General features: G+C 61.1%; 24 protein-coding genes and 1 pseudogene. 12 read left to right on the top strand and 13 right to left on the bottom strand.

The features are described 5' to 3' along the window. Position 1 precedes the first annotated feature (1 nt). The 3 genes from lepA to lptF form a co-directional block, all read right to left on the bottom strand. A complete protein-coding gene (lepA, locus tag M5C71_RS18190; protein ID WP_100941839.1) occupies positions 2-1,801 on the bottom strand; it encodes a translation elongation factor 4 in 1,800 nt (599 codons plus the stop codon). A 170-nt stretch (positions 1,802-1,971) separates the two neighbouring features. Next, the gene (gene lptG, locus M5C71_RS18185; protein ID WP_178129896.1) at positions 1,972-3,033 is read right to left on the bottom strand and encodes an LPS export ABC transporter permease LptG; all 1,062 of its coding nucleotides are present in this window, start codon (positions 3,031-3,033) and stop codon (positions 1,972-1,974) included. Next, on the bottom strand, positions 3,026-4,144 hold the full coding sequence (lptF, locus tag M5C71_RS18180; RefSeq protein WP_152740166.1) for an LPS export ABC transporter permease LptF: 1,119 nt from the start codon (positions 4,142-4,144) through the stop codon (positions 3,026-3,028). Before lptF ends, lptG begins: the two co-directional genes overlap by 8 nt. A 300-nt stretch (positions 4,145-4,444) precedes the next feature. Here lptF and M5C71_RS18175 point away from each other — a divergent pair, with 300 nt between their 5' ends. The 5 genes from M5C71_RS18175 to rlmF all read left to right on the top strand — a co-directional run bounded on the left by M5C71_RS18175 (position 4,445) and on the right by rlmF (position 11,001). Continuing rightward, positions 4,445-5,935, top strand: coding sequence for a leucyl aminopeptidase (locus tag M5C71_RS18175; protein WP_103497037.1), 1,491 nt, complete (start codon positions 4,445-4,447; stop codon positions 5,933-5,935). Between the two features lie 57 nt (positions 5,936-5,992). Further along, positions 5,993-6,421: a DNA polymerase III subunit chi gene (locus M5C71_RS18170; protein ID WP_248768424.1), complete on the top strand. Its 429-nt coding sequence runs from the start codon at positions 5,993-5,995 to the stop codon at positions 6,419-6,421. 8 nt (positions 6,422-6,429) lie between these two features. Beyond that, positions 6,430-6,846 (top strand): DNA polymerase III subunit chi, encoded by a 417-nt coding sequence (locus M5C71_RS18165; protein ID WP_152740165.1) that lies wholly within the window; start codon positions 6,430-6,432, stop codon positions 6,844-6,846. Between the two features lie 151 nt (positions 6,847-6,997). Continuing rightward, positions 6,998-9,844 carry a valine--tRNA ligase gene (locus M5C71_RS18160; protein ID WP_248768423.1) on the top strand — a complete coding sequence of 949 codons (2,847 nt, stop codon included), beginning with the start codon at positions 6,998-7,000 and terminating at the stop codon, positions 9,842-9,844. Positions 9,845-9,963: 119 nt separating this feature from the next. Beyond that, complete coding sequence (gene rlmF / locus M5C71_RS18155) at positions 9,964-11,001, top strand: 23S rRNA (adenine(1618)-N(6))-methyltransferase RlmF (RefSeq protein WP_103497042.1); 1,038 nt, start codon at positions 9,964-9,966, stop codon at positions 10,999-11,001. Positions 11,002-11,151: 150 nt separating this feature from the next. On the opposite strand, the gene M5C71_RS18150 is transcribed toward rlmF, so the two are convergent. Continuing rightward, positions 11,152-11,433, bottom strand: coding sequence for an HU family DNA-binding protein (locus M5C71_RS18150; RefSeq protein ID WP_040064476.1), 282 nt, complete (start codon positions 11,431-11,433; stop codon positions 11,152-11,154). A gap of 389 nt (positions 11,434-11,822) precedes the next feature. Between M5C71_RS18150 and yejK the strand changes: the two genes are divergently transcribed. Next, positions 11,823-12,830 (top strand): nucleoid-associated protein YejK, encoded by a 1,008-nt coding sequence (yejK, locus tag M5C71_RS18145; RefSeq protein WP_103497043.1) that lies wholly within the window; start codon positions 11,823-11,825, stop codon positions 12,828-12,830. 3 nt (positions 12,831-12,833) lie between these two features. Beyond that, positions 12,834-13,187, top strand: coding sequence for a glutaredoxin family protein (locus M5C71_RS18140; RefSeq protein WP_103497044.1), 354 nt, complete (start codon positions 12,834-12,836; stop codon positions 13,185-13,187). Here M5C71_RS18140 and M5C71_RS18135 read toward each other — a convergent pair. Next, positions 13,162-14,103, bottom strand: coding sequence for a glutathione S-transferase family protein (locus M5C71_RS18135; protein WP_248768422.1), 942 nt, complete (start codon positions 14,101-14,103; stop codon positions 13,162-13,164). The two genes, M5C71_RS18140 and M5C71_RS18135, sit on opposite strands and share 26 nt — an antisense overlap. A gap of 150 nt (positions 14,104-14,253) precedes the next feature. Between M5C71_RS18135 and M5C71_RS18130 the strand changes: the two are divergent. Beyond that, positions 14,254-14,809: pseudogene (locus M5C71_RS18130) on the top strand (hypothetical protein). Positions 14,810-15,038: 229 nt separating this feature from the next. Here the strand turns inward: M5C71_RS18130 and M5C71_RS18125 are convergent. The 4 genes from M5C71_RS18125 to M5C71_RS18110 all read right to left on the bottom strand — a co-directional run bounded on the left by M5C71_RS18125 (position 15,039) and on the right by M5C71_RS18110 (position 17,944). Further along, entirely contained in the window at positions 15,039-15,368 is a 330-nt protein-coding gene (locus M5C71_RS18125; protein WP_248745243.1) for a GIY-YIG nuclease family protein, read from the bottom strand. 46 nt (positions 15,369-15,414) lie between these two features. After that, positions 15,415-15,885: a nuclear transport factor 2 family protein gene (locus M5C71_RS18120; protein ID WP_121136941.1), complete on the bottom strand. Its 471-nt coding sequence runs from the start codon at positions 15,883-15,885 to the stop codon at positions 15,415-15,417. Positions 15,886-15,987: 102 nt separating this feature from the next. Continuing rightward, positions 15,988-17,295 (bottom strand): CynX/NimT family MFS transporter, encoded by a 1,308-nt coding sequence (locus M5C71_RS18115; protein WP_248745244.1) that lies wholly within the window; start codon positions 17,293-17,295, stop codon positions 15,988-15,990. Beyond that, positions 17,285-17,944: a FadR/GntR family transcriptional regulator gene (locus M5C71_RS18110; RefSeq protein WP_248768421.1), complete on the bottom strand. Its 660-nt coding sequence runs from the start codon at positions 17,942-17,944 to the stop codon at positions 17,285-17,287. The genes M5C71_RS18115 and M5C71_RS18110 overlap by 11 nt, the downstream gene beginning before the upstream one ends. A gap of 169 nt (positions 17,945-18,113) precedes the next feature. Between M5C71_RS18110 and M5C71_RS18105 the strand changes: the two genes are divergently transcribed. Both M5C71_RS18105 and M5C71_RS18100 read left to right on the top strand, forming a co-directional pair. Next, positions 18,114-18,425 (top strand): type II toxin-antitoxin system MqsR family toxin, encoded by a 312-nt coding sequence (locus M5C71_RS18105; RefSeq protein ID WP_121136935.1) that lies wholly within the window; start codon positions 18,114-18,116, stop codon positions 18,423-18,425. Next, a complete protein-coding gene (locus tag M5C71_RS18100) occupies positions 18,422-18,895 on the top strand; it encodes a type II toxin-antitoxin system MqsA family antitoxin (RefSeq protein ID WP_152740155.1) in 474 nt (157 codons plus the stop codon). The genes M5C71_RS18105 and M5C71_RS18100 overlap by 4 nt, the downstream gene beginning before the upstream one ends. A 64-nt stretch (positions 18,896-18,959) precedes the next feature. Here the strand turns inward: M5C71_RS18100 and M5C71_RS18095 are convergent, their stop codons facing one another. From M5C71_RS18095 to M5C71_RS18080, 4 genes are all read right to left on the bottom strand, one after another. Further along, positions 18,960-19,724, bottom strand: coding sequence for an amino acid ABC transporter ATP-binding protein (locus M5C71_RS18095; RefSeq protein WP_103499298.1), 765 nt, complete (start codon positions 19,722-19,724; stop codon positions 18,960-18,962). Positions 19,725-19,734: 10 nt separating this feature from the next. Then, a complete protein-coding gene (locus tag M5C71_RS18090) occupies positions 19,735-20,832 on the bottom strand; it encodes an amino acid ABC transporter permease (RefSeq protein WP_248745247.1) in 1,098 nt (365 codons plus the stop codon). Positions 20,833-20,842: 10 nt separating this feature from the next. Then, positions 20,843-22,024, bottom strand: coding sequence for an amino acid ABC transporter permease (locus M5C71_RS18085; protein WP_103499302.1), 1,182 nt, complete (start codon positions 22,022-22,024; stop codon positions 20,843-20,845). Between the two features lie 66 nt (positions 22,025-22,090). Then, a complete protein-coding gene (locus M5C71_RS18080) occupies positions 22,091-23,122 on the bottom strand; it encodes an amino acid ABC transporter substrate-binding protein (RefSeq protein ID WP_103499296.1) in 1,032 nt (343 codons plus the stop codon). Between the two features lie 480 nt (positions 23,123-23,602). On the opposite strand from M5C71_RS18080, the gene M5C71_RS18075 reads away from it, so the two are divergent. Next, positions 23,603-24,259, top strand: coding sequence for an alpha/beta fold hydrolase (locus M5C71_RS18075; protein ID WP_103499295.1), 657 nt, complete (start codon positions 23,603-23,605; stop codon positions 24,257-24,259). Between the two features lie 82 nt (positions 24,260-24,341). Next, a complete protein-coding gene (gene rhlB / locus M5C71_RS18070) occupies positions 24,342-25,814 on the top strand; it encodes an ATP-dependent RNA helicase RhlB (protein ID WP_248764378.1) in 1,473 nt (490 codons plus the stop codon). Positions 25,815-25,897 lie beyond the last annotated feature (83 nt).

Genomic DNA, 25,897 nt, shown 5'->3' with positions numbered 1-25,897 from the left:
CCTAACTATCCAACCTGAGCACTGCAAGGAAGGCTTCCTGTGGAATTTCCACGTTACCCACTTGCTTCATGCGTTTCTTACCGGCCTTTTGCTTTTCCAACAGCTTGCGCTTACGGCTGACGTCGCCGCCATAGCACTTGGCCAGTACGTTCTTTCTGAGGGCCTTGACGGTTGTCCGCGCCACGATCTGCCCGCCAATGGCGGCCTGGATGGCAACGTCGAACATCTGACGAGGAATCAGTTCTTTCATCTTCTCGGTCAACGCACGACCTTTGTAATGCGCGTTATCACGATGCACGATCAGCGCCAGGGCGTCGACCTTTTCACCGTTGATCAGTACATCCAGCTTAACCAGGTTGGCCGACTGGTAACGATCAAAATGGTAGTCCAGCGAAGCATAGCCGCGACTGGTGGATTTGAGACGGTCAAAGAAGTCCAGGACCACTTCGTTCATCGGCAAATCGTAGGTCACTTGCACCTGGGAACCGAGGAACAGCATGTCGTGCTGGATGCCACGCTTCTCGATACACAGGGTAATGACGTTGCCCAGGTGCTCCTGCGGTACAAGGATATTGGCCCGCACGATCGGTTCGCGCATATCCTCGATGGCCGACAGGTCCGGCAGCTTGGACGGGTTGTCGACGTAGATGGTTTCGCCGTTCTTGAGCAGCAGCTCGAAGATTACCGTCGGCGCGGTGGTGATCAGGTCCAGGTCGTACTCGCGCTCAAGGCGCTCCTGGATGATCTCCATGTGCAGCATGCCGAGGAACCCGCAACGGAAGCCGAAGCCCAGGGCGTCGGAGCTTTCCGGGGTGTACTGCAGCGAGGAGTCGTTCAGCGTGAGCTTTTGCAGGGCTTCGCGGAAGTCTTCGAAATCGTCGGAGCTGACCGGGAACAGACCGGCGTAGACCTGCGGCTGGATGCGTTTGAAGCCCGGCAGCACGTCGACGTCAGGGGTGGTGCTCAGGGTCAGGGTGTCACCCACCGGCGCACCGTGGATGTCCTTGATACCGGCGATGATAAAGCCCACTTCGCCGGCCTTCAGGTCGACGGTGGCGGTGTGTTTCGGGTTGAACACACCGACGCTGTCCACCAGGTGCATCTTGCCGGTGGACTTGACCAGGATCTTGTCGCCCTTGCGCACACGGCCGTGGCGCACGCGCACCAGGGACACGACACCCAGGTAGTTGTCGAACCAGGAGTCGATGATCAACGCTTGCAGCGGATCTTCGATATTGCCGGTCGGCGCGGGGATGGTGGTCACCAGGCGCTCGAGCACTTCGTCGACACCCAGGCCGGTCTTGGCGCTGCAGGTGACGGCGTCGGTGGCGTCGATACCGATGATTTTCTCGATTTCTTCCTTCACGCGGTCCGGATCGGCCTGGGGCAGGTCGATCTTGTTCAGCACCGGCATGACTTCCAGGCCCTGCTCGATGGCGGTGTAGCAGTTGGCAACGGACTGGGCTTCGACGCCCTGGCCAGCGTCCACCACCAGCAACGCACCTTCACAGGCCGCCAGGGAACGGCTGACTTCATAGGTGAAGTCGACGTGGCCGGGGGTGTCGATGAAGTTCAACTGATAGGTGATGCCGTCGCGAGCCTTGTAGTACAGGGTAACGCTATGGGCCTTGATGGTGATCCCGCGCTCGCGCTCGAGGTCCATGGAATCCAGCACCTGCGCTTCCATCTCGCGCTCGGCAAGGCCGCCGCACATCTGGATGAAGCGATCGGCCAGAGTCGACTTGCCATGGTCAATGTGGGCGATGATGGAGAAATTGCGGATATGACTCAAATCACTCACGGATCAACACTCAAAAAGGTTGCAGGCAGACTGCCCGCCGAAAAATAGCCGGGAATTGTACCTGATGCGCGACCAAGGCGTCACGTGAACAGGCCGGGCGGCACGGACAAAAAAGCCCCGGTCACGGGACAGGGGCTTTTTCCAGGATCATTTACCGCTCAATCGCTTCATCATCCGGCCCGACGCAACAGCCAGACACCGGCCACCGCGCAGATCGCCGCCGGCACCACCACCGCCAGCAGCGGCGGGAAACCGAACACCAGGCTCGAAGGCCCGAGCAGGTCCTGGGCGATGCGGAAGGTGAAGCCCACCAGCACGCCGGTGAACACCCGTTGCCCCAGGGTAACCGAACGCAGCGGGCCGAAGATAAAGGAAATCGCCATCAATACCAGCGCCGCGGTCACCAGCGGTTGCAGGACCTTGACCCAGAACGCCAGCCAGTAACGACCGTTCGCCAGCCCCTGGTCCGCCAGGTAGTGGATATAGCTCCACAGGCCACTGATCGACAGGGCCTCGGGCACCATCACCACGGTACTCAGCAGGTTCGGGCTCAAGGCCACGTCCCAGCGCTCTTCCGGCACATTGATCACTTCGGTGCGACCGTCGCGGAAATAGGTGGTGGTGACGTCCGTCAGTGTCCAGAGGTCCTTGTCGAAGTGGGCCTTCTTGGCAAAGCTCGACGACAGCATATGGCGCTCGCTGTCGAAGTGATAACGGGTCACACCGTAAAGCAGGCCGTTGGGCTGCACGGCGTTGATATGAATGAATTCGTCACCCTGGCGATGCCACAGGCCGTTGCGCGAGCTCTGCGCATCCCCCGAGCCCTGGGCCAGGGCCTTGTCCGCCTGGGCCTTGCTCTCGGTGGCCGGGGCAACGTACTCGCCGACCAGCACGCCGATCAGCATCAACACCAGCATGGGCTTCATCACCGCCCAGACGATACGCCCGACGGAGACGCCCGCCGCGCGCATGATGGTCAGCTCGCTGTTGCTGGCCAGGCTGCCAAGGCCGATCAGGCAGCCGATCAGGCCGGCCATCGGCAACATGTCATAGACCCGGCGCGGCGCCGTCAGCACCACGAAGCTCAGCACATCGCCCAGGGTGTAGGTATCGGAGAGGCTGCCCATCTCGTCGATAAAGGCAAACAGCGAGGCCAGCCCGAGGATGATCCCCAGTACGGCAAGGATCGCCATGAACACACTGCTACCAATGTAGCGATCGAGCTTAACCACGAGCCATCTCCTTCACAGTGCGACGACTCGCCAGTTTCAAACGCAGGGGTTCCCAATACAGCAGCGCCAGGCCGATGGCCAGGAACAGGCCATGCACCCACCACATGCCCAGTACCGGTGACAAGTTGCCTTTCTCCAGCGCGCCACGGGCGGAAATCAGCATGGTCAGGTAGGCCATATAAAGAAGGATCGCCGGCAGCAGCTTGAGGAAACGGCCCTGGCGCGGGTTGACCCGCGACAGCGGCACGGCCATCAACGTCACGATAAACACCAGCAGGGGCAGCGAAAGCCGCCATTGCAATTCGGCGACCGCCTTCAGGTCCGGGTTGCCGAACAGGGTCGAGGTCATCATCGCATCGCGGTCGGTGACTTCTTCGCTGATCTCGGGCTTGGGCAGCATGACGCCGTAGGTCTCGTACTTGATCGCCCGGTAATCGGCCATGCCTGGACTGCCGTCATAGCGATAGCCGTTTTCCAGGATCAGGTAGCGATTGCCGTCCTTGCGCACTTCCTGACGGCCTTTTTCGGCCACCAGCACGGAAATGCCGCGGTCCTTCTTGTTCACGCCGAAGCGTTTTTCCGAAATGAACACACCGCCCAGGTTCGCCCGGTCATCGGAGAGTTGCTCGGTATAGGTCACCCGCGAGCCATCGTTGAGCTCCTGGAAGCGGCCGGGCACCAGGGTGTCGAATTCGGTCATGGCGTCCTGCTGGTTGAGCAGCAGCTGGAATTGCAGGGCGCCCTTGGGCGCCAGGCTCAGGCTGATCCAGGCCACCAGCAGGGCCACCAGCAGCGCCGGCGCCATGGTCATGCCGAGCAGGCGCTGCTGGCTCATGCCGGTGGCGGACAGCACGGTCATTTCGCTTTCGAGATAGAGCCGTCCGTAGGCCAGCAGAATCCCGAGGAACAGGCCCAGGGGCAGGATCAGCTGGAGGAAACCGGGCAGGCGAAAGCCCATGATCAGGAACAGCGAGCCCGGGTCCAGTTGACCCGAGGCGGCCTGGGCAAGGAACTTGACGAAGCGTCCGCTCATGGTGATGACCAGCAATACGGCGCTGACCGCACTCAAGGTGATCAAGACTTCGCGGGACAGATAACGAAAAACAATCAAACCAGACACTCCAGGGTTGTCAGGCTAAGGTGGCCGAACAAGCAAACATAGGCACCGACAGAGGGCTCACCGCAGCGGGCCGTCTAAAAAGAGGCGCATTATCCTGTGATTGCTCCCGGCTGTCACTGCGCACTTGTCCACAGTGCCGACAGAGCCGTAACGGATCGGTATTGGGACTTGCCCCCGGCCAGCGCCGGGGTTCAAACTGCGGCCTTTGCCGAAAGCCACGCCATTGCGTCGCTTCGCCCCGGTGCAGAGCTGTCTCTGCGCCCTTTGACCTTAATATTCAGGGACCCGGACATGGAACTGGTTGTAAAAAGCGTCAGCCCAGAAACGTTGAAAACCGCCACCCTGGTACTCGCCGTCGGCGAAGGCCGCACACTCGGCGCGGTCGCCAGCAAAGTCGATGAACTCAGCGGCGGCGCCCTCAGCGCCATCCTCAAGCGCGGCGACCTGGCCGGCAAGGTCGGCCAGACCCTGCTGCTGCAAAGCCTGCCCAACCTCAAGGCCGAACGCGTACTGCTGGTGGGCGTGGGCAAGGACGCCGAACTCGGCGACCGTCCGTTCCGCAAAGCCGTGGCCTCGATCCTCGCCACCCTCAAGGGCCTGGGCGGCAGCGACGCCGTGCTCGCCCTCGACGAAGTCGTGGTCAAGGGCCGCGACAGCTACGGCAAGACCCGCCTGCTGGCCGAAAGCCTGCTGGACGGTGAATACAGCTTCGACCAGTTCAAGAGCCAGAAAGCCGAACCCCGCGCCCTGAAGAAAATCACCCTGGTGACCATCAAGGCCGCGCAAGCCGAAGTCGAACGTGCCGTCAGCCACGCCCGCGCCATCGCCGGCGGCATGGCCTTCACCCGCGACCTGGGCAACCTGCCGCCGAACATCTGCCACCCGAGCTACCTCGCCGAGCAGGCAAAGAACCTTGGCAAGGCCAACAAAGGCCTGAAGGTCGAGATCCTTGACGAGAAGAAGATCAAGGAACTGGGCATGGGCTCGTTCTACGCCGTGGGCCAGGGCAGCGACCAGCCGCCACGCCTGATCGTCATGCAATACAACGGCGGCAAGAAATCCGAGAAGCCATTTGCCCTGGTCGGCAAGGGCATCACCTTCGACACCGGCGGCATCAGCCTCAAGCCGGGCCTGGGCATGGATGAAATGAAGTACGACATGGGCGGTGCCGCCAGCGTGTTCGGCACCCTGCACGCCGTGCTTGCCCTGCAACTGCCGATCAACCTGGTGTGCATCCTGGCCTGTGCCGAGAACATGCCGAGCGGCGGCGCGACCCGTCCGGGCGACATTGTCACCACCCTCAGCGGCCAGACCGTGGAAATCCTCAACACCGACGCCGAAGGCCGCCTGGTGCTGTGCGATGCCCTGACCTACGCCGAACGCTTCAAGCCCCAGGCGGTGATCGACATCGCCACCCTGACCGGCGCCTGCGTGGTCGCCCTCGGCGCCCACACCTCCGGCCTGCTGGGCAACAACGACGAACTGATCGAGCAACTGCTCAGCGCCGGCCGTCAAGCCGATGACCGCGCCTGGCAACTGCCGCTGTTCGATGAGTACCAGGAACAACTGGACAGCCCGTTCGCCGACATCGCCAACATCGGCGGGCCGAAAGCCGGGACCATCACCGCGGCGTGCTTCCTGTCGCGCTTCGCCAAACAGTTCAACTGGGCCCACCTGGACATCGCCGGCACCGCCTGGACCAGCGGCGGCAAGGACAAGGGCGCCACCGGCCGTCCGGTGCCCCTGCTGACCCAGTACCTGCTGGACCGCGCCAAGGCCTGAACCTGAGCCTGCCGGGCGGCGTCGGTCAATGACGTCGCCCGGCATCCGGAACCCCCTATGACCCAAGTCGACTTCTATATCCTTCCCAGCGCGGATCCTTCGGCACGCCTGGACTTTGCCTGCAAGCTGACCGAAAAGGCCTGGCGCCTGGGACACAAGGTCTACCTGCATTGCAGCGACAGCGCCCAGCGCGATGACCTGGATGCCCGCCTGTGGCAGTTCAAGGGCGAAAGTTTCGTGCCCCATGGCCCAGCGGAAAGCGAGCCGGAAGGCACCGTGGTGCTGGGGCTGGGTGAAGACCCCGGCCTCCATCAGGACCTGCTGGTGAACCTTGATATGAAGGTGCCGCCCTTTGCTTCGCGCTTTGCCCGCGTGGCGGAAGTGGTGGTGGAAGACCCGGCAATCCGTCAAGCGGCGCGGGAGAGTTTCCGCTTCTACCGCGAACAGGGCTATCCTCTGCAAGATCACCGTCTACAGCGACTTTGAGCACCCCGATGGACACTCCAAAACAACCGCAAAAAGCCGCGCCCCTGCTGGACGAGCTTGAATCGATCCGAAAGCTGTTGGGCGATGACACCCTGCAACCGCCGCTGCTGACCGAAACAGTCGCCAGCGAAGGGCAGATCCCCCTGTTGTTCGACATGGTGGGTAATAAAACCAAGGTCGAGGTTCAGCCCGAGGTTGTCGCCGCGCCTGTGGCCGAGCCGAAACCGGCACCGGTAGTCGTCGCAGCGGAACCCGCCAAACAGAAGAACCAGGACGCCTTACTGCACCTGGACAGCGAACTGCGCGCCGCCGCGCAATTGATCATGCAGGACGTGATCGACGACTTCGCCCCACATATCGAAACCGAGATCAAGCGCCGCCTGGACGCCCGTATGGAACGCCTGCTCAGCCAGTATCCTTCCTGACCTGCACGCCCTCCGTGTAGAAGCAGGGCCTGCCCGCTGGCGCCAGCGGGCATTTTTGTGCCATCAGCGCTCACCTCGCTCTACGCCCCGCGCCATATCCCCGTTATACTTGCCGGCTTTCCTGAATTAATGCCTAAGGGTCCCGCCGCGCATGGATAAGACCTACCAGCCGCACGCCATTGAAACTTCCTGGTACCAGACTTGGGAGTCCGAGAATTACTTCGCCCCGCAAGGCACCGGCGACGCCTACACCATCATGATCCCGCCGCCGAACGTCACCGGCAGCCTGCACATGGGCCACGGTTTCAATAACGCGATCATGGACGCCCTGATCCGTTTCCGTCGCATGCAGGGTCGCAACACCCTGTGGCAGCCGGGCACCGACCACGCCGGGATCGCTACGCAAATGCTGGTGGAGCGTCAGCTCGAAGCCCAAGGGCAGAACCGTCACGACCTGGGCCGCGAGAAATTCCTGGAAAAGGTCTGGGAATGGAAGGATCAGTCCGGCGGCAATATCAGCCGGCAGATCCGGCGCCTGGGCTCGTCCGTGGACTGGAGCCGCGAGCGCTTCACCATGGACGACGGCCTCTCGGAAGCGGTGAAGGAAGCTTTTGTGCGCCTGCACGAAGATGGCCTGATCTATCGCGGCAAGCGCCTGGTCAACTGGGACACCAAGCTGCACACGGCGATCTCCGACCTCGAAGTGGAAAACCACGACGAGAAAGGCTCCCTCTGGAACCTGCGTTATCCACTGGCTGACGGCGCCAAGACTGCCGACGGCCTGGATTACCTGATCGTCGCCACCACCCGCCCGGAAACCATGCTCGGCGACTCGGCCGTGGCGGTCAACCCGGAAGACGAGCGCTACAAGGCCCTGATCGGCAAATTTATCGAGCTGCCCCTGGTCGGCCGCCGTATCCCGATCATCGCCGACGATTATTGCGACCCTGAATTCGGCACCGGCTGCGTGAAAATCACCCCGGCCCACGATTTCAACGACTATGAAGTCGGCAAGCGCCACAACCTGCCACTGCTGAATATCTTCGACAAGAACGCCGCCGTCCTGCCAGCCTGCCAGGTGTTCAACCTCGACGGCACGCTGAACGACAGCATCGACGGCAAGATCCCGGCCGAATACGCCGGCCTCGACCGTTTCGAAGCGCGCAAGCAGATCGTTGCCGCCTTCGACGCCGCCGGCCTGCTGGTCAGCGTTGACGACCACGGCCTGAAAGTGCCGAAGGGCGACCGCTCCGGGACCATCATCGAGCCGTGGCTGACCGACCAGTGGTACGTGTCGACCAAGCCCCTGGCCGAGCCGGCCATTGCCGCCGTGGAAGACGGCCGCATCGCCTTCGTGCCCAAGCAATACGAAAACATGTACTTCTCCTGGATGCGCGATATCCAGGACTGGTGCATCAGCCGCCAGCTGTGGTGGGGCCACCGGATTCCGGCCTGGTACGACGAGTCGGGCAAGGTCTATGTCGGTCGCGACGAAGCCGAAGTACGGGCCAAGCACAACCTCGGCCCGGACGTTGCGCTGCAACAGGACAACGACGTTCTCGACACCTGGTTCAGTTCAGGCCTGTGGACCTTCTCCACCCTCGGCTGGCCGGAGCAGACCGACTTCCTCAAGACCTTCCACCCCACCGACGTGCTGGTGACCGGTTTCGACATCATTTTCTTCTGGGTCGCCCGGATGATCATGCTGACCATGCACCTGGTGAAGAACGAGGACGGTACCCCGCAGGTACCGTTCAAGACCGTCTACGTCCATGGCCTGGTGCGTGATGGCCAGGGCCAGAAGATGTCCAAGTCCAAGGGCAACGTCCTCGACCCGCTGGATATCATCGACGGCATCGAACTCGAAGACCTGGTGCAGAAACGCACCACCGGCCTGATGCAGCCCAAGCTGCAGAAAGCCATCGAGAAGCAGACCCGCGCCGAATTCGCCGAAGGCATCGCCAGCTACGGCACCGACGCCCTGCGCTTCACCTTCTGCTCGCTGGCCTCCACCGGTCGTGACATCAAGTTCGACATGGGCCGCGTCGAAGGCTATCGCAACTTCTGCAACAAGATCTGGAACGCCGCGCGCTACGTGCTCGACAAGGGCGAAGACTGCGGCCAGAACGGCGAAGCCTTCGAGCTGTCCCTGGCCGATCGCTGGATCATCTCGCAGTTGCAGCGCACCGAAGCCGAAGTGACCCGCCAGCTCGACCAGTTCCGTTTCGACCTGGCCGCCCAGGCCTTGTACGAGTTCATCTGGAACCAGTATTGCGACTGGTACCTGGAACTGTCCAAGCCGGTGCTGTGGGACGAGAACGCGCCGGTCGAACGCCAGCGCGGCACCCGTCGCACCCTGGTGCGCGTGCTGGAAGTGGCGCTGCGCCTGGCGCATCCGTTCATGCCGTTCATCACCGAGGAAATCTGGCAGCGCCTGGCGCCGCTGGTCGGGGCTGAAGGCAAGACCATCATGCTGCAACCGTGGCCGGTGGCCAACGAAGCACGCATCGACGAGGCGGCCGAAAGCGATATCGAATGGCTCAAGACCCTCATGCTCGGCACGCGCAACATCCGCGCCGAGATGAACATCGGTCCGGGCAAGCCGCTGGCCGTGTTCGTGAAGAACGCCAGTGGCGAGGACCAGCGTCGCCTCACCGAGAACGACGCACTGCTCAAGAAGCTGGCGAAGCTGGAGTCGATCACTGTATTGGCCGCAGGCGCCGAAGCACCGCTGTCCGCTACTGCTCTGGTGGGCGAGATGGAAGTGCTGGTGCCGATGGCCGGGCTGATCGACAAGGGCGCCGAACTGGCGCGCCTGGACAAGGAAATCCAGCGTCTGCAAGGTGAAGTGCAGCGGGTCGGCGGCAAGCTGTCGAATGCCGCGTTCGTCGACAAGGCTCCGGCCGAAGTCATCGAGAAGGAACGCGCCAAGCTGGCCGAGGCCGAACAGGCCCTGGGCAAGCTGGCCGAGCAACATGCGCGGATCGCCAGCCTGTAAGCGTGACGATTGACTGAAAAAGGGAGGCCCTCGGGCCTCCCTTTTTCATGCCCGCCGCAGCCCCGATGAATATGGGACAATGTCCGCCATTCCAAGCCCTGCCCGAATCGACCCAGCCCATGACCGCCCCGAGCAAACCCAAAGCCCCACGCAAGAAGCCCAAGCCCGCCACCCCGGCCAAGGCCGTCGAGCCGCGGGAAAAAGCCAGCCTGCACCCGCGTAACCGCCATCAGGGCCGCTACGACTTCCCGCAGCTGATCAAGAGCAGCCCCGAACTGGGCCAGTTCGTGGTCCTCAACCCTTATGGCAAGGAAAGCATCGACTTCGCCGACCCGGCCGCCGTGCGCGTGTTCAACCGTGCCCTGCTCAAGTCCTTCTACGGCATCGCCCACTGGGACATCCCGGCGGACTTCCTCTGCCCGCCGGTACCGGGTCGTGCCGACTATGTGCACTTCCTCGCCGACCTGTTGGGCGAAAACAACGAGGGCAATATCCCTCGTGGAGCGGCCATACGCGTGCTGGATATCGGCGTCGGCGCCAACTGCATCTACCCACTGATCGGCCACAGCGACTACCGCTGGCGGTTTCTCGGTTCAGACATCGACAAGACCGCGCTGGCCGCGGCCAAGGCCATCGTCCAGTCCAACGGCCTGAACAAGGCCATCAGCCTGCGCCTGCAAGCCAATCCGAAGCACATCCTCAGCGGTCTGCTGGAAAGCACCGAACATTTTGACCTGACCATGTGCAACCCGCCGTTTCACGCCTCCCTGGACGAAGCCCAAAACGGCAGCCGGCGCAAATGGCGCGCCCTGGGCAAGGCCGATCCCAAGCGCAAACTGCCCGTGCTGAACTTCGGCGGCCAGGCGTCGGAATTGTGGTGTGAAGGGGGCGAAGCACGCTTCGTGAGCCAACTGATCAGCGAAAGCCCGTCGTTGTCGAAGCAAGTGCTGTGGTTCAGCACACTGGTCTCGAAAGCCTCGAACCTGCCGGCCATCGAAGCGGCCCTGAAGAAGGCCGGCGCCCTGGAGAGCAAGGTCGTGGAGATGTCCCAGGGCCAGAAGCAGAGTCGTTTTGTCGCCTGGACGTTCCACGACAAGGCCCAGCAACAGGCCTGGGCGCAACAGCATTGGAGCGCGGCGCAGATAGCCCAGGGATGACAGGCCGTTCATTCAGCACACTGGACGAATTACCCGTGGCACTGATCGGCCAGGTCGGCCTCACACCCGGACCGGAGTAGCCGGGCGGCATAACCTACAGGCGAAAAAAAACCGTGCCCGGATCGCTCCGAGGCACGGTTTCAATGCATCTTACTTGTTTACAGCGTCGGTCAGAACCTTGGCCACAACCAGTTTGATCACTTTCTTGGCAGGGATTTCGATGGCAGCGCCAGTCGACGGGTTACGGCCGGTACGGGCAGGACGCTCGGTCACTTTCAGTTTGCCAACGCCTGGCAGAGTGATTTCGCCGCCGTTTTCCAATTGATCAGCAACGATCTGGGCCAGTTGGTCCAGAGCGGCACGCGCGGTGGTTTTCGGCGCGTCGATAGCTTCGGCGATATCGGCGATCAGTTGGTCTTTGGTAATAGCCATTGAGATGTTCCTTCCCTATCAAATTCATTTGGATTGCAGAGTGCAGTGTCAGCCATCGAGCCAGCCTTGTGCCCCCCCGCTAGTAACCACGACGGATCGCAGATGTAGATAGCAGAATTGGGGTTTGGTTCGACGTGACACCTGCTGAATGCACGCTTTGCGCCGTTACCGAGCGCAAGACCGGGCAAAACTAGCACAGAGACGGGGAAATATCCGCCTCTACCTAGCCATTTGGTCAGCTTTTGCGCTCGTTTTCGAAAAAAAAGCTGTCTGAAACCGCTCAAACCGCCCGAACGACCGTGCAAAGGCGGATTCAACCCGTGGGTGCGGTACACTGGGCGCTTTTCCGGGGAACCCGTCTTCCCCCTGACAAATCAGCCGAGATACCTATGCCGATCCGTCATTGCATCGTCCACCTGATCGACAAAAAACCCGACGGCAGCCCTGCGGTCCTGCATGCCCGTGACTCCGAACTGGCCGAATCCCAGGCCATCGAGCACATGCTTGCCGACCTCAACGAAAGCTACAACGCCAAGCAGGGCAAAGCCTGGGGCTTTTTCCATGCCGAGTCCGGCGCGCATCCGTTCAGCGGCTGGCTGAAGGAGTACCTGGACGGCGGCAAGGACTTCACCGCCTTCAGCCGGATTGCCGTCGAACATCTGCAAAAGCTGATGGAGGAGTCCAACCTCTCGGTGGGCGGCCATGTGCTGTTCGCGCACTACCAGCAAGGCATGACCGACTACCTGGCGATCGCCCTGCTGCACCACAGTGAAGGCGTGGCGGTGAACGCCGAGCTGGACGTGACCCCGTCGCGCCACCTGGACCTGGGCCAGTTGCATCTGGCGGCGCGGATCAACGTCTCCGAGTGGCAGAACAACAAGCAGTCCAAACAGTACATATCCTTTATCAAAGGCAAGAACGGGAAAAAGGTTTCGGAGTATTTCCGCGACTTTATCGGCTGCCAGGAAGGCGTCGACGGCCCGGGCGAGACCCGCACCCTGCTCAAGGCCTTCAGCGACTTCGTCGAAAGCGAAGACCTGCCCGAGGAGGACGCTCGGGAAAAAACCAAGACCCTGGTGGATTACGCCAGCAGCCAGGCCAAAATGGGCGAGCCGATGGGCCTGGAAGAGCTTTCCGGGCTGATTGACGAGGACCGTCCACGGGCGTTCTACGAACATATCCGCAACAAGGACTACGGCCTGTCGCCGGAGATCCCGGCCGACAAACGCACCCTGAACCAGTTCCGCCGCTTCACCGGTCGCGCCGAAGGCCTGTCCATCAGCTTCGAGGCGCACTTGCTGGGCTCGAAGATCGAGTATGACGAAGAGGCCGGGACCCTGATCATCAAGGGGCTGCCGACTCAACTGACCGACCAGCTCAAGCGACGCAAGGACTGAGCCGTGCTCACAGGCATGCTGAAGAAGGTCCTGCTGATCCTGCTGGTGGTGGTGGTCTATCAGAACTGGGGCAAGATCGAGCGGGTGTTCAACCCGGGGCAGATGGTCTCGGAACAGACCCGGGCCAAGGCCCGGGTGGTGCTCTACGCCACCGACTGGTGCGGCTACTGCAAGCAGACCCGGCGTTTCCTCGACCAGAAAGGCATTCCCTACCAGGAATTCGATATCGAGAAAAACGCCGAGGCACGCAAGGCCTACCAGGCCCTGGGCGGCGGCGGGATTCCAATGCTGGACGTAAATGGCACCTTGATCCGTGGGTATGAGCCAGAGGCTATTCTGGCCGCGCTTCGATCCTGAAGCCGAGCCGTGGGAAGTGCACATGCACCCGCCCACCGCGCTCATCTTCACGGCTCACGATCAACTCTTCGCGACCGGCAAACACCAACTCGCCCGCTACCGGATCAACGCCATAGTCGGTCGCCGCGACGATTACCGACTGACCGGAGACAAAACCGTTCGGGTCAGTGAACGCCTCATCAGGCAGCGCGGCCGGCGTCGACTCGCGTGCCACCTGCAAGGCCTCCTCCGCCGTCATCTCACTCGGAGCACCATGCCCGAACGCCATGACCCGGGCGAACCAGGCGGCCACCGCCGGATAGGCATCCACCAGCGGCGCGGTCACCGGCGTCGCCTTGAGGAACCACAGCGGATGGGCCATGGCAATATCGGCAATCGATGGCTCACCGAACAGGAAGTCGCCCTCCTCGTGCTGCAGTTGCTGCTCCAGCCGCGCCATGAATACCGGCCACTGGTGCTTGGCGATGTCCAACGGAACCTTCGAGGCCGAGCCGCCGCTGAACAGGCCGGCGCGGTCGATCATGAAGCCCTTGATCTGCTCCGGGGACAAGCGGGCAAAGCGCACCGCCACCGACTCGGGCTGGAATACCAGACTGACCGCATGACTGAACACCACTGAGTCGGCCCAGGCGGCAAAGGTCGCCGCGACCAGTTCCCGGCCCTCGGGGAACAGTCGCGGGGTGGCCTTTTCCTGCTCCAGGCGGCGAGCGATCAAGGCAGTGTCACAGTAGATATCGGCACCGATCTGCAACACCGGGGTTTTCCGGTAGCCACCGGTCAGCGCGGTCAGGTCGGGTTTTGGCATGACCGGCGAGATATGTACCGAGCGCCAGGACAGGCCCTTGAAGCCCAGCAGCAAGCGGGCCTTTTCGGCAAAGGGAGAGGTCGGGTAGTGATGAAGAATCAACTCAGACATGCTGGAGTCCGCCGGGCAAATAAGAACCCGAAGCTTAGCCTGCAAATCGTGAGCAGCCTACCCAGCCAGCCTGATGCCCTCTCATCAACGGTATCAATTGCCAGGGAGTCGAAAGGCAGCGTGACAGGGTAAGCTGGCAGTTTGACCGGAATGGAGGCCGAAGTGACCGCCTATTTTCCAGCGCTGGCCATTGGCGGTCAGACGTACGATTTTACTCACCTTGAGCCATTCACCTTCACGATTTCAAGCCAGTTGGCCAAACGTGATTTGCGCGTGCATGTAACCTTCTCCAATCACTGTTTTACCCAGGGATACGACGCAGTAACGCATCCGGCTGGAGAGCCGATCATTCCTGACGGTAAGCGGCAACGGACATTCTGCCCCCATTCGTTATCGGCTATCTCAGAACCTACCGGCCGTTATTTTGCAAAGACTGACGCATCCAAAAGCCAAGGTATGGGAAACGTCGGCCGAGCGTAATTGGTGCTTTTCCATCACCGTTGAGGACCCGAGTGGACCTTATCATGTCTTTTTTGAGGTAAGACGCGCTGCGCACGAAAAGCGCCAATGGCAGGAGTTGAATCTGGTAGTGGAGAGTGCGTATCACGAAGGAAAAGGCGGCGGTCCAAACCTTAAAGGATCAATGGCCTTTGCACTACTGTGCGGTAAGGTCTACTTGCGTCAACCAACCGCAACCAAACGTTAGAGGGAGAAACGAAAAAAGACGCCATGAGCGTCTTTTTCGTATTCGATAAAACAGATCCGGACACCACTTTCGAACCGCCTTGCGCGATTACGGCTTTCACCGCTGGGAAGCGCTCAATCTCATCCGGTCAGTCGCTTCGATGAACCAATCATATTCGAGCATGACAGTGTCGTCAATTGCAGCCACGGTCAGGCGTAGCCTGCGATGAGACGCGGAAAAACGCCCCAGCTCATTTCCGCCCGGCAACAAAGGCTTCCAGACTGAACCCCGCCGCCAGGGTTTCCTTGGCGCTCTTGCGCAATTTCTTGATCAGGCGTTCCTGGCGCAGGGCCTCGCCCTTGTCGCGGCAGGCCTCCACATACACCAGCGCGACCGCCGGGCTGGAATAGAAGAAGCGCGCGCCCTTGCCACTTTGATGGGAGGCAAACCGCCGCTGCGGGTCATCGCTGATCCCGCAATACAGCGAGCCATTGGCGGCCCGCACCAGATAGACAAACCAGGGTTTGACCGCAGGCGCCGCCGGCTCGGTCTCGGCACTGAGCGTTTCGCTGATGTTCACGTGACAAAGGGCTTGATCGCTATTGAGGCCGCGATCTTAGCAGAACCTAGCGGCTCGCCTGGAAGGCCTTCAAACCTTTCAGGGCCTGGGCACGCACGGCGTTCCTGACCAAGGGCGTCCAACCCAGCAACAAGCCCTTGGTCCCCAATGCCTGACGCGACCAGCGCCACAGGTCGAAGTGGTCATGGTGCTCGCAGATCTTGCCGTCGCGGAACACAAAACGCGCATTGATATCGTTGACCACGGTGTTACCGGTCTGGCTGAACAGATAGGTCGCGACCCAATGCGCGCCGCCGCTGCGCTCGTCGGCACGGACATTGTCGAAAGTCAGGGAGAAGTCCTTGGCCCGGGTGGTCAGCATGCGCCACATATCGCCGGCATCACGGCCGCGCAACTCGCCGAACGCCGGATCACTGAACACCACATCCTCGGTGTAGCAGGCACTCATGGCCTCGGCATCCAGCCGCTGGAAGGCTTTATAGAACTCAGTAATCAACGCGCTGTGGGCATCACTCATGAACGGGCTCCGTGCAGGTAAAAGGATCGCCTGCACGATAGTCTGCAAATGCCCGGCTGACTATCGGCATTCGCGATCCGAATACCGGGAGTGTGGAGTGATTCAGAGTTTTTCGCAGGTGACCTGGACATAACGTGCCCGACCGGCACCGAGCCCGAAGACGATGGCGCCCAGGCCGATCACGCCGAAGATCCAGCCCAGTGCCTCCCACCCCCCGGTGAGGTCATGCACCAACCCCACCGCGAACGGCCCCATGGACGCCAGGGTGTAACCGATGCCCTGGGCCATGCCCGAGAGGTTCGCCGCCACATGGGCATCGCGCGAGCGCAATACAATCAGGGTCAGCGCCAGGCTGAAGGTCCCGCCCTGCCCCAAACCGAGCAGGATCGCCCAGCCCCAGAGCCCTTCGAGCGGTGCATACAGGCAACCGAACAGGCCGCCCAACGTCAGCACCATGACCACGACAATCGCCAGCCGCTGATCCTTGCCCCGCGTCGCCAGCCAGGGCGTCGCCAATGAACTGATCAGTTGGATCAGAATCGAGCCGGACAGCACGATGCCCGCCTGGGTGGCGCTCAGGCCACGTCCGATCAGCACCGAAGGCAACCAGCCGAAGACGATATAGGCCAGGGACGATTGCAACCCCATATACAGGGTGACCTGCCAGGCCAGCGGATCGCGCAGTAAACCGCGCACACGGTAGGCCACGTGATGGGCACCGTGTTTCTGCCCCACCTGCGGCAACCAGAAAATCGCCGCGACCAATGCGGGCACGACCCAGAACCCCAGGCCGATCGACCAGCTTTCGGCAAAGTACTGGCTCAGCGGCACCGTGGTCCCCGCCGCCAACGCCGCGCCCAGGCACAGGGCCATGGTGTAGACACCGGTCATGGTCCCGGCCTGCTTCGCGAAGTCGCGTTTGACGATGCCGGGCAACAGCACACCGATCACCCCGATGCTCGCACCGGCCAGCACACTGCCGGCAAACAGACCGAACTCACCCAGGGAACTGCGCAGGATGATCCCGCCGGCCAGGGTCAGCAGAATCCCCAGCACCACCCGCTCGCTGCCGAAACGCCGGGCCAGCAACGGTGCCAGAGGTGCAGCCAAACCGAGGCATAGCACCGGCAAGGTGGTCAACAGACCGGCCTTGGCCGCCGACAGACCCAGGCTGCGAGACACCTCGCCGAGCAACGGCGCCATGCTCGACAACGCCGGGCGCAGATTCAGGGCCACCAGCACCAGGCCCAGCAGCAACAGCCAGGGCCGGCGCAATACGGGTTGTTGCTGCTGGACCAGATCGTCATCGGCCTCGGCATCGATCAGCAGTCGATCAAGCTCGACCGGCCGCGAGTCGGCACCGGGTTCTACAGGAGCACGGGACAGGGGGCTCTCGTTTTCAAGGTTCATTGATCAAGCTCCGGCACAAGGCCTTGGCGCGCTCGGGGTCCTGTTGCTCCACCGCTTCGAGCAGGGCGATATGCAGGTCGAACACCGATTGGCGACGGGGGGAGATATCCAGGGTCTGGCGCAGGGCGCCGGCGATCACGCTGGAAAAGTAGCGATACAACTCGCTGAGCATCGGGTTGTGCGCGGCGTCGATCAGGCGTTGGTGAAACACCAGGTCACAGCTGATGTAGCTGTCGAGATCGCCGTGATAGTGGTCGCCACAGACATGCAGGGCCTCGCGCAGCCCCTTGAGGTCGTCCTCGGTCCGCCGCAGCGCCGCCAGGCCGACGGCCTCGACCTCAAAGCTGTGCCGGGTCTCGCGGGCCTGGTGGAGGGAACAACGCGACAACGCCTGCATGGTCGCCAGCGGATCGATGGTCGCCCGCAGGTAGCTGCCGTCGCCCTGGCGGATCTCGATCAATCCGGAAAACGCCAGTACCCGCAGGGCTTCACGCATGGTGTTGCGGCTGATGCCCAGCTCCGCGGCCAATTCCGGTTCAGTGGGCAACCGCTCACCCACGGCCCAGGTGCCACGGCTAATGCGTTCGCGCAATTGCTCCAGGGCCTGGTCGACCAGGGAGCGCTTGATAAGAGGAATGCTTTGAGACATGGAAACTCGCCCTAACATCCAGTCATAGGATGAATTAGCCAAAAGGTTACTCCAAACCTGACTGCGAGTTCAAGAACCAACGTTTCCTACAGGAGATGGAGAATCCACCGCCTATCTAAAAATTACCCTTTAAGGGTAATTTTAAGCTCTACTACATCAAAGGTGTCTTATGGAAAAGAAAACACCTCATTACGATCTGGCGGCGATCAAGACGGACGTGACAAGACTTGGCGCCACAGCATTTACGCTAAGTGCCAGGGATGGCGGCAGAAAAATGGGGTTCACCCTCGCCGATATGCTGCAAATCATTAAATCGTTGGAAAGAAGGATGCTTTATAAATCAATGACCACCTACGCCGATCACAGAATCTGGCAGGACGTTTACCACTATCCGCTCCCAGGCAAATTGATTTATATAAAAGTGAGCTACCGCCCTGCTGGCGGACCTCCGGTGATCTCCTTCAAGGAGAGTGAGTCATGAAACGACAGGACTGCGTCAGCTGTGGCATGCACAACGCCATGCATTGGTTTGAAGATCGGAACTTCGAGGTCGACTTCAAAGCGTTGAAAAAATCGGTTCCCCGGCTGTCCGGCTGGCAGTGCGAGGCCTGCTCGGAGATCGAGCTTGATCCTGAAAGCGCCCAGCGTTATTCAGACGCAAGCGACGAGCTTGTCTATCAGTCGAGGCGAGAAGTCGCCAACGAGATGAAGCGAATCCGCCGCAAACTTCACTTCACTCAACGCGCGGCAGTGGAGCTGCTATCAGGTGGTGGGCACAATGCGTTCTCACGCTATGAAAGGGCAGAAATCGATCCACCAAAGCCTCTATTCGTACTGATGCATCTCCTGGACCGACACCCTGAACTGGTCGAAGACATCAAGAGCATCAGCGAAGGCAAGGCGCCTTGGCATCCACCCAGCCCCAGAGAAGGGAAACATTCACTCACCTGATCAACAAAACCCAGGCAAAAAAAAACCCGGACCAGGTCCGGGTTTTTCATTCAACGTCAGCCGATCAATGCAGGATCTGGCTCAGGAACAGCTTGGTCCGATCATTCTGCGGGTTGTCGAAGAAGTCGTTCGGTGCAGCCTGTTCGACGATTTCACCCTTGTCCATGAAGATCACGCGGTTCGCCACGGTACGGGCGAAACCCATTTCGTGGGTAACGCAGAGCATGGTCATGCCGTCTTCGGCCAGGCCGATCATGGTGTCCAGAACCTCTTTCACCATTTCCGGGTCGAGTGCCGAAGTCGGTTCGTCGAACAGCATGATTTTCGGCTTCATGCACAAGGCACGGGCAATCGCCACACGCTGCTGCTGACCACCGGACAACTGGCCCGGGAACTTGTGGGCCTGCTCCGGGATACGCACGCGCTCCAGGTAATGCATGGCGATTTCTTCCGCCTGGCGCTTGGGCATCTTGCGCACCCACATCGGTGCCAGGGTGCAGTTCTGCAGGATGGTCAGGTGCGGGAACAGGTTGAAGTGCTGGAACACCATGCCGACTTCACGACGGATCGCTTCGATCTGCTTGAGGTCGTTGGTCAGTTCCACGCCATCGACCACGATGCGGCCCTGCTGGTGCTCTTCCAGACGGTTGAGGCAGCGGATGGTGGTCGACTTGCCCGAGCCCGACGGGCCGCAGAGGACGATACGTTCGCCCTGCTTGACGTTCAGGTTGATGTCTTTCAACACGTGGAACTGGCCGTACCACTTGTTCACGCCCTGCATCTGAATAATGCCTTCAGGACCCACAGGCTGTTTGATCGCTTCACTCATGACAAAACTCCTAACGCTTGTGGCCTGTGTCCAGCTTGCGTTCCAAATGCATGGAATAGCGGGACATACCAAAACAGAAAATCCAGAACACCAGGGCGGCGAACACGTAGCCTTCGGTGGCCATGCCCAGCCATTTCGGGTCGGCAGCGGCTTGCTTGACGCTGTTGAGCAGGTCGAACAGACCGATGATGATCACCAGGCTGGTGTCCTTGAACAGCGCAATCAAGGTGTTGACGATCCCCGGGATCACCAGCTTCAAGGCTTGCGGCAGAATCACCAGGCCCATGGCGCGCCAGTAACCCAGGCCCATGGCGGCAGCGGCTTCGTACTGGCCCTTGGGAATGGCTTGCAGGCCACCGCGAACCACTTCGGCGACATAGGCCGACTGGAACAGGATCACGCCGATCAACGCCCGCAGCAGCTTGTCGAAGTTCATGCCTTCAGGCAGGAACAGCGGCAGCATCACCGAGGACATGAACAGTACGGTGATCAACGGCACACCACGCCAGAACTCGATGAATGTCACGCAGACCACCTTCACCGCCGGCATGTTCGAACGCCGTCCCAGCGCCAGCATGATCCCCAGCGGCAAGGCCCCGGCGATACCGACGGTGGCGATGACCAGGGTCAGCATCAGGCCGCCCCACTCGGTGGTGGCAACGCTGGGCAAGCCCAGGTAACCGCCGCGCAGCAGGGTGAAGGCGATGATCGGGTACAGCACCAGGAAACTCAGGCCGTAGATCGCCTTGCGCGGGAAGCGCGGGATGAACAACGGCGCCACGCCGATGATCGCCAGCAACACGGTCAGATCCACGCGCCAGCGCATCACGGGCGGGTAGTAACCATACATGAACTGGCCGAAACGCTGCTCGATAAACACCCAGCAGGCGCCGCTCTTGGTGCAGTCGGCGCGGGTGGTGCCGACCCAGTTGGCGTCCAGGATGGCCCAGTGCAGCAGCGGCGGGACGATCAGGTAGATCAGGTAGAAGGCGAACAGGGTCAGCAGCGTGTTGAGCCAGCTGGAGAACATGTTCGCCCGCATCCACGCCACCACGCCGATACTGTTGCTCGGTGGTGGCATGTCGGGTTTGAAAGTATGCGAACTCATGGGCGTTTCCTCACCGCTCGATCAGCGCAATGCGCTTGTTGTACCAGTTCATCAGCAGGGAAATGCTGATACTGATCGCCAGGTACACGCTCATGGTGATGGCAATGACTTCGATGGCCTGCCCGGTCTGGTTCAGCACCGTACCGGCAAACAGCGAAACCATTTCCGGGTAACCGATACCGGCGGCCAGGGACGAGTTCTTCGCCAGGTTCAGGTATTGGCTGGTCAGCGGTGGAATGATCACGCGCAGGGCTTGCGGGATGATCACCTTGCGCAGGGTCGGACCGTTACGCAGGCCCAGGGAGCGCGCCGCCTCGGTCTGGCCGTGGCTGACCGACTTGATGCCCGAGCGTACGATCTCGGCGATAAACGCCGCGGTGTACACCGTCAGGGCCAGGGTCAAGGCCAGCAGCTCTGGGATCAATACCCAACCGCCGACAAAGTTGAACCCTTGCAGCTGGGGCATCTCCCAATGCACGGGGGCACCGAAGACCAGGGCACACAACGCCGGGATCACCAGGAACAAGGCCAGGCCGGCCCAGAACTTGTGGAACGGCACGCCGGTTTCTTCGAAGCGCTTGGTCGCCCAGCGGCTCATCAGCACGATGGCCACGATGGCCAACACGACGCTGATCACGAACGGCCAGAACCCCGCGGAAGCAATAGCCGCTGGCATATTCAGGCCACGGCTGCTGACGAAGAACATATCCCAGAAGTTATGGCTGTTGCGCGGTCCCGGCATGGTCAGGAATACCGCGAAGTACCAGAACAGGATCTGCAGCAACGGCGGGATGTTACGGAACACCTCGATATAGACGGTGGCCAGCTTGTTGATCACCCAGTTCGACGACAGTCGCGAGACGCCGATGATGAACCCCAGCAGGGTCGCCAGGATAACGCCGATCACGGTCACCAGCAGGGTGTTGAGCAGGCCGATGACAAACACCCGGGCATAGCTGTCCGATTCGGTGTAGTCGATCAGGTGCTGAGCGATGCCGAAACCGGCACTGCGCTCAAGAAAGCCGAACCCCGAGGTAATGCCTCGGTGTTGCAGGTTGGTCTGGGTATTGTGAAACAGGTACCAGCCCAACGAGACCACCGCGACAATCGTGATGATCTGAAATAGCCACGCACGCACTTTGGGGTCGCTGAGACTGAGTCTCTGCTTGGGTGCGCCGATTTTATTTTGCATGAAGTGCCCCAGGAAAAACGGAACAAGAACATCGCCCGGCAGTTGGCCTGCCGGGCGATAGGTCAATCAGCGCACAGGTGGTGCGTATTGAATGCCGCCCTTGGTCCACAGAGCGTTCAGGCCACGGTCGATTTCCAGAGGAGTGCTCTTGCCGAGGTTTTTCTCGAAGATCTCGCCGTAGTTACCGACCTGGGAAACGATCTTGACGACCCAATCCTTCGGCAGTTTCAGGTCCTTGCCGTACTCGCCGTCGGCGCCCAGCAGACGAGCAACGTCCGGGTTCTTGGTCGACTTGGCTTCTTCCAGGACGTTTTTCGAAGTGATACCGGCTTCTTCGGTGTTGAGCAGCGCATAGCCGACCCAACGAACGATCTTGGTCCACTCTTCGTCGCCGTTACGCACCACTGGGCCCAGAGGCTCCTTGGAGATGGTTTCAGGCAGAACCACGTAGTCCTTCGGCGAGGCCAGCTTGCTGCGCTGGGCGAACAGCTGGGATTTGTCCGAGGTCAGTACGTCGCAACGACCGGATTCCAGCGACTTGGCGCTTTCGTCGGAGGTGTCGAAGGTGATCGGGGTGTACTTCAGGCCATTGGCGCGGAAGTAGTCGGACACGTTCAGCTCGGTGGTGGTACCGGCCTGGATGCAGATGGTCGCGCCATCCAGTTCCTTGGCACTTTTCACGCCCAGTTTGGTGTTGGCCAGGAAGCCGACGCCATCGTAGTAGGTGATGAAGCCCGGGAAGATCAGGCCCATGCCGGCGTCGCGGGAGCTGGTCATGGTGGTATTACGCGACAGGATGTCGATTTCGCCGGATTGCAGCGCGGTGAAGCGCTCCTTGGCGTTCAACTGGCTGAACTTGACCTTGGTCGCGTCGCCGAAAACGGCAGCGGCCACGGCACGGCAGACGTCAGCGTCAATACCGACGATCTTGCCGGAAGCATCAGGCACCGAGAAGCCCGGCAAGCCGTCACTCACGCCACATTGAACAAAACCCTTCTTCTGTACGGCATCCAGGGTAGCGCCCGCTTGCGCGAAACCGCTGACGCCCAGTACGACGGCTGCAGTCACGACTGCCAGGGTGGATTTCAACATCTTCATTCAAACCTCCAGTTGCTCTTGTTGTGTCGGAGCTAGAGTCTAGCCGCACCCTTATGAGGCGTTGTTAACCCGTGCTGGCTTTTTTTTGGGTCAAGCGGCTAAAGACTTGAGCTATGAGTTTAGTAGGAGAAAGTCTCCCGTCTGTAAAACTCACCGCCCACCAAATTGGCCGAACGGGCCTCAGCCCTTTCCAGATTCGCTAAAGCCCTGCCGGCCCTCGGCGAACGTGAATCAGAACCCGCCGAGACGGATTCATTTGCTATCCCACGGCCAGCGGTAGACTGATAGTGTTACCGCCAGGGGTGAATGCATTCACTCGGTTCTCCCATAGCAAAGCCCGTACCATAGTGGCGGCTAAAGCGATTCAGCCACAGGTCAATAGAAAAACATTCAACAACGCGACATTTTATTAACAAATCAACTCTTTACGCACCATCACCGCGCACACATCTGGAGCGCACGCACACTAATGGAGCACACATGACTGAGCCGCTGATCATTCACCCCGCCAAGACCGCAGACGCCTGTGTTATCTGGCTTCACGGCCTGGGGGCCGACCGTTACGACTTCCTGCCGGTGGCCGAGACGCTGCAGGAGAGCCTGACGAGCACGCGCTTCGTCCTGCCCCAGGCGCCGACCCGCGCCGTGACCATCAATGGCGGCTACGCCATGCCCAGCTGGTATGACATCAAGGCCATGAGCCCGGCGCGTTCGATCAGTTTTGAAGAGCTTGAAGAATCCGCAGCGACCGTCATCGAATTGCTGGAAGCCCAGCGGGCTGCGGGTATCGACCCTTCGCGGATCTTCCTCGCTGGCTTTTCCCAGGGTGGCGCCGTGGTGCTGCACACCGCCTACCTGAGGTGGCAAGGCGCCCTCGGCGGCGTGCTGGCGCTCTCGACCTATGCCCCGACCTTCAGCGACTCCCTGCAACTTTCCGCCAGCCAACAGCGAATTCCGGCCCTCTGCCTGCATGGCCACTATGACGAGGTGGTCCAGAACGCCATGGGTCGAACCGCCTATGAGCACCTGAAGCGCCTTGATGTCACCGTGACATGGCAGGAATACCCAATGGGCCACGAAGTGTTACCCGAGGAAATCCAGGACATCGGTACCTGGCTGGCCGCTCGTTTGCGCTGATATCGGTAACGCACTACGCCGCGCCCGATTCTTGCATTACACTGGCCGGCGTACATTCCTTAACCAAATTAACGAGATGACCGTGCTCAAAGCACTCAAAAAAATATTCGGTAAAAGCGAGGCTGAGCAGCTCGCACCAGGCTCCAGCGCCCCTGTTCCCAACTCCGATAGCCGCCACCACGGCCAACCTGCGGAGCGCGCCGAGCCTGTCGCCAAACCGAAAGCCCCGGCCGCCATCCCGGAACAGCCCGCTGCGGCGGTTGAGGCGCCACGCGTCGAACAGCCGAAAGCCGAGCAACCGCGCCGTGAACGAGCGCCGAAGCCTCCCGTCAAACCCTGGAAACTCGAGGACTTCGTCGTCGAGCCCCAGGAAGGCAAGACCCGCTTCCACGATTTCAAGCTGGCGCCCGAGTTGATGCACGCCATCCAGGACCTCGGTTTCCCTTATTGCACGCCGATCCAGGCGCAGGTCCTGGGCTTTACCCTGGCCGGCAAGGACGCCATCGGTCGCGCCCAGACCGGTACCGGCAAGACCGCCGCGTTCCTGATCTCGATCATCACCCAGCTGTTGCAGACCCCACCGCCGAAAGAACGCTACATGGGTGAGCCGCGGGCGCTGATCATCGCGCCGACCCGCGAGCTGGTGGTGCAGATCGCCAAGGACGCCGCCGACCTGACCAAGTACACCGGCCTCAACGTCATGCAGTTCGTCGGTGGCATGGACTTCGACAAACAGCTCAAGCTGCTCGAAGCCCGGCACTGCGACATCCTGGTCGCCACGCCTGGCCGCCTGCTGGACTTCAACCAGCGCGGCGAAGTGCACCTGGACATGGTCGAAGTGATGGTCCTGGACGAAGCCGACCGCATGCTCGACATGGGTTTTATCCCCCAGGTCCGGCAGATCATCCGCCAGACCCCGCCGAAGAACGAACGCCAGACCCTGCTGTTCTCGGCCACCTTCACCGAAGACGTGATGAACCTGGCCAAGCAATGGACCACCGACCCGTCCATTGTCGAGATCGAAGCGCTGAGCCCGGCCAACGCCAACGTCGAACAGCACGTCTACGCCGTGGCCGGTGCCGACAAGTACAAGCTGCTCTACAACCTGGTCACCGACAATGGTTGGGAGCGGGTGATGGTCTTCGCCAACCGCAAGGACGAAGTGCGGCGGATCGAGGAACGCCTGGTACGCGACGGCGTCAATGCCGCGCAATTGTCCGGCGACGTACCGCAGCACAAGCGCATCAAGACCCTGGAAGGTTTCCGCGAAGGCAAGATCCGCGTGCTGGTGGCCACCGATGTGGCTGGGCGGGGGATTCATATCGACGGCATCAGCCACGTGATCAACTTCACCCTGCCGGAAGTGCCGGACGACTACGTCCACCGCATCGGCCGGACCGGGCGAGCGGGCGCCGACGGCGTGTCCATCAGCTTCGCCGGTGAAGACGACTCCTACCAGCTGCCAGCGATCGAGACCCTCCTCGGGCACAAGATCAGCTGCGAAATGCCACCCACCGAGCTGTTGCGGCCGGTGGTACGCCAGCGTCCGGCCTGATCGCCCAGGCCGAAAGGCACGCTGCACGACAAAACGTCGCCCGATACCCGGCGGCGTTTTTTTTCGTCCGGAGATTGCCGAAT

Source organism: Pseudomonas sp. MWU12-2345 (assembly GCF_023242385.1).
Taxonomy (GTDB): domain Bacteria; phylum Pseudomonadota; class Gammaproteobacteria; order Pseudomonadales; family Pseudomonadaceae; genus Aquipseudomonas; species Aquipseudomonas gingeri_D.
Note: the sequence above shows the minus strand (reverse complement) of the source record. Positions and strands in the feature narration are given on the sequence as shown.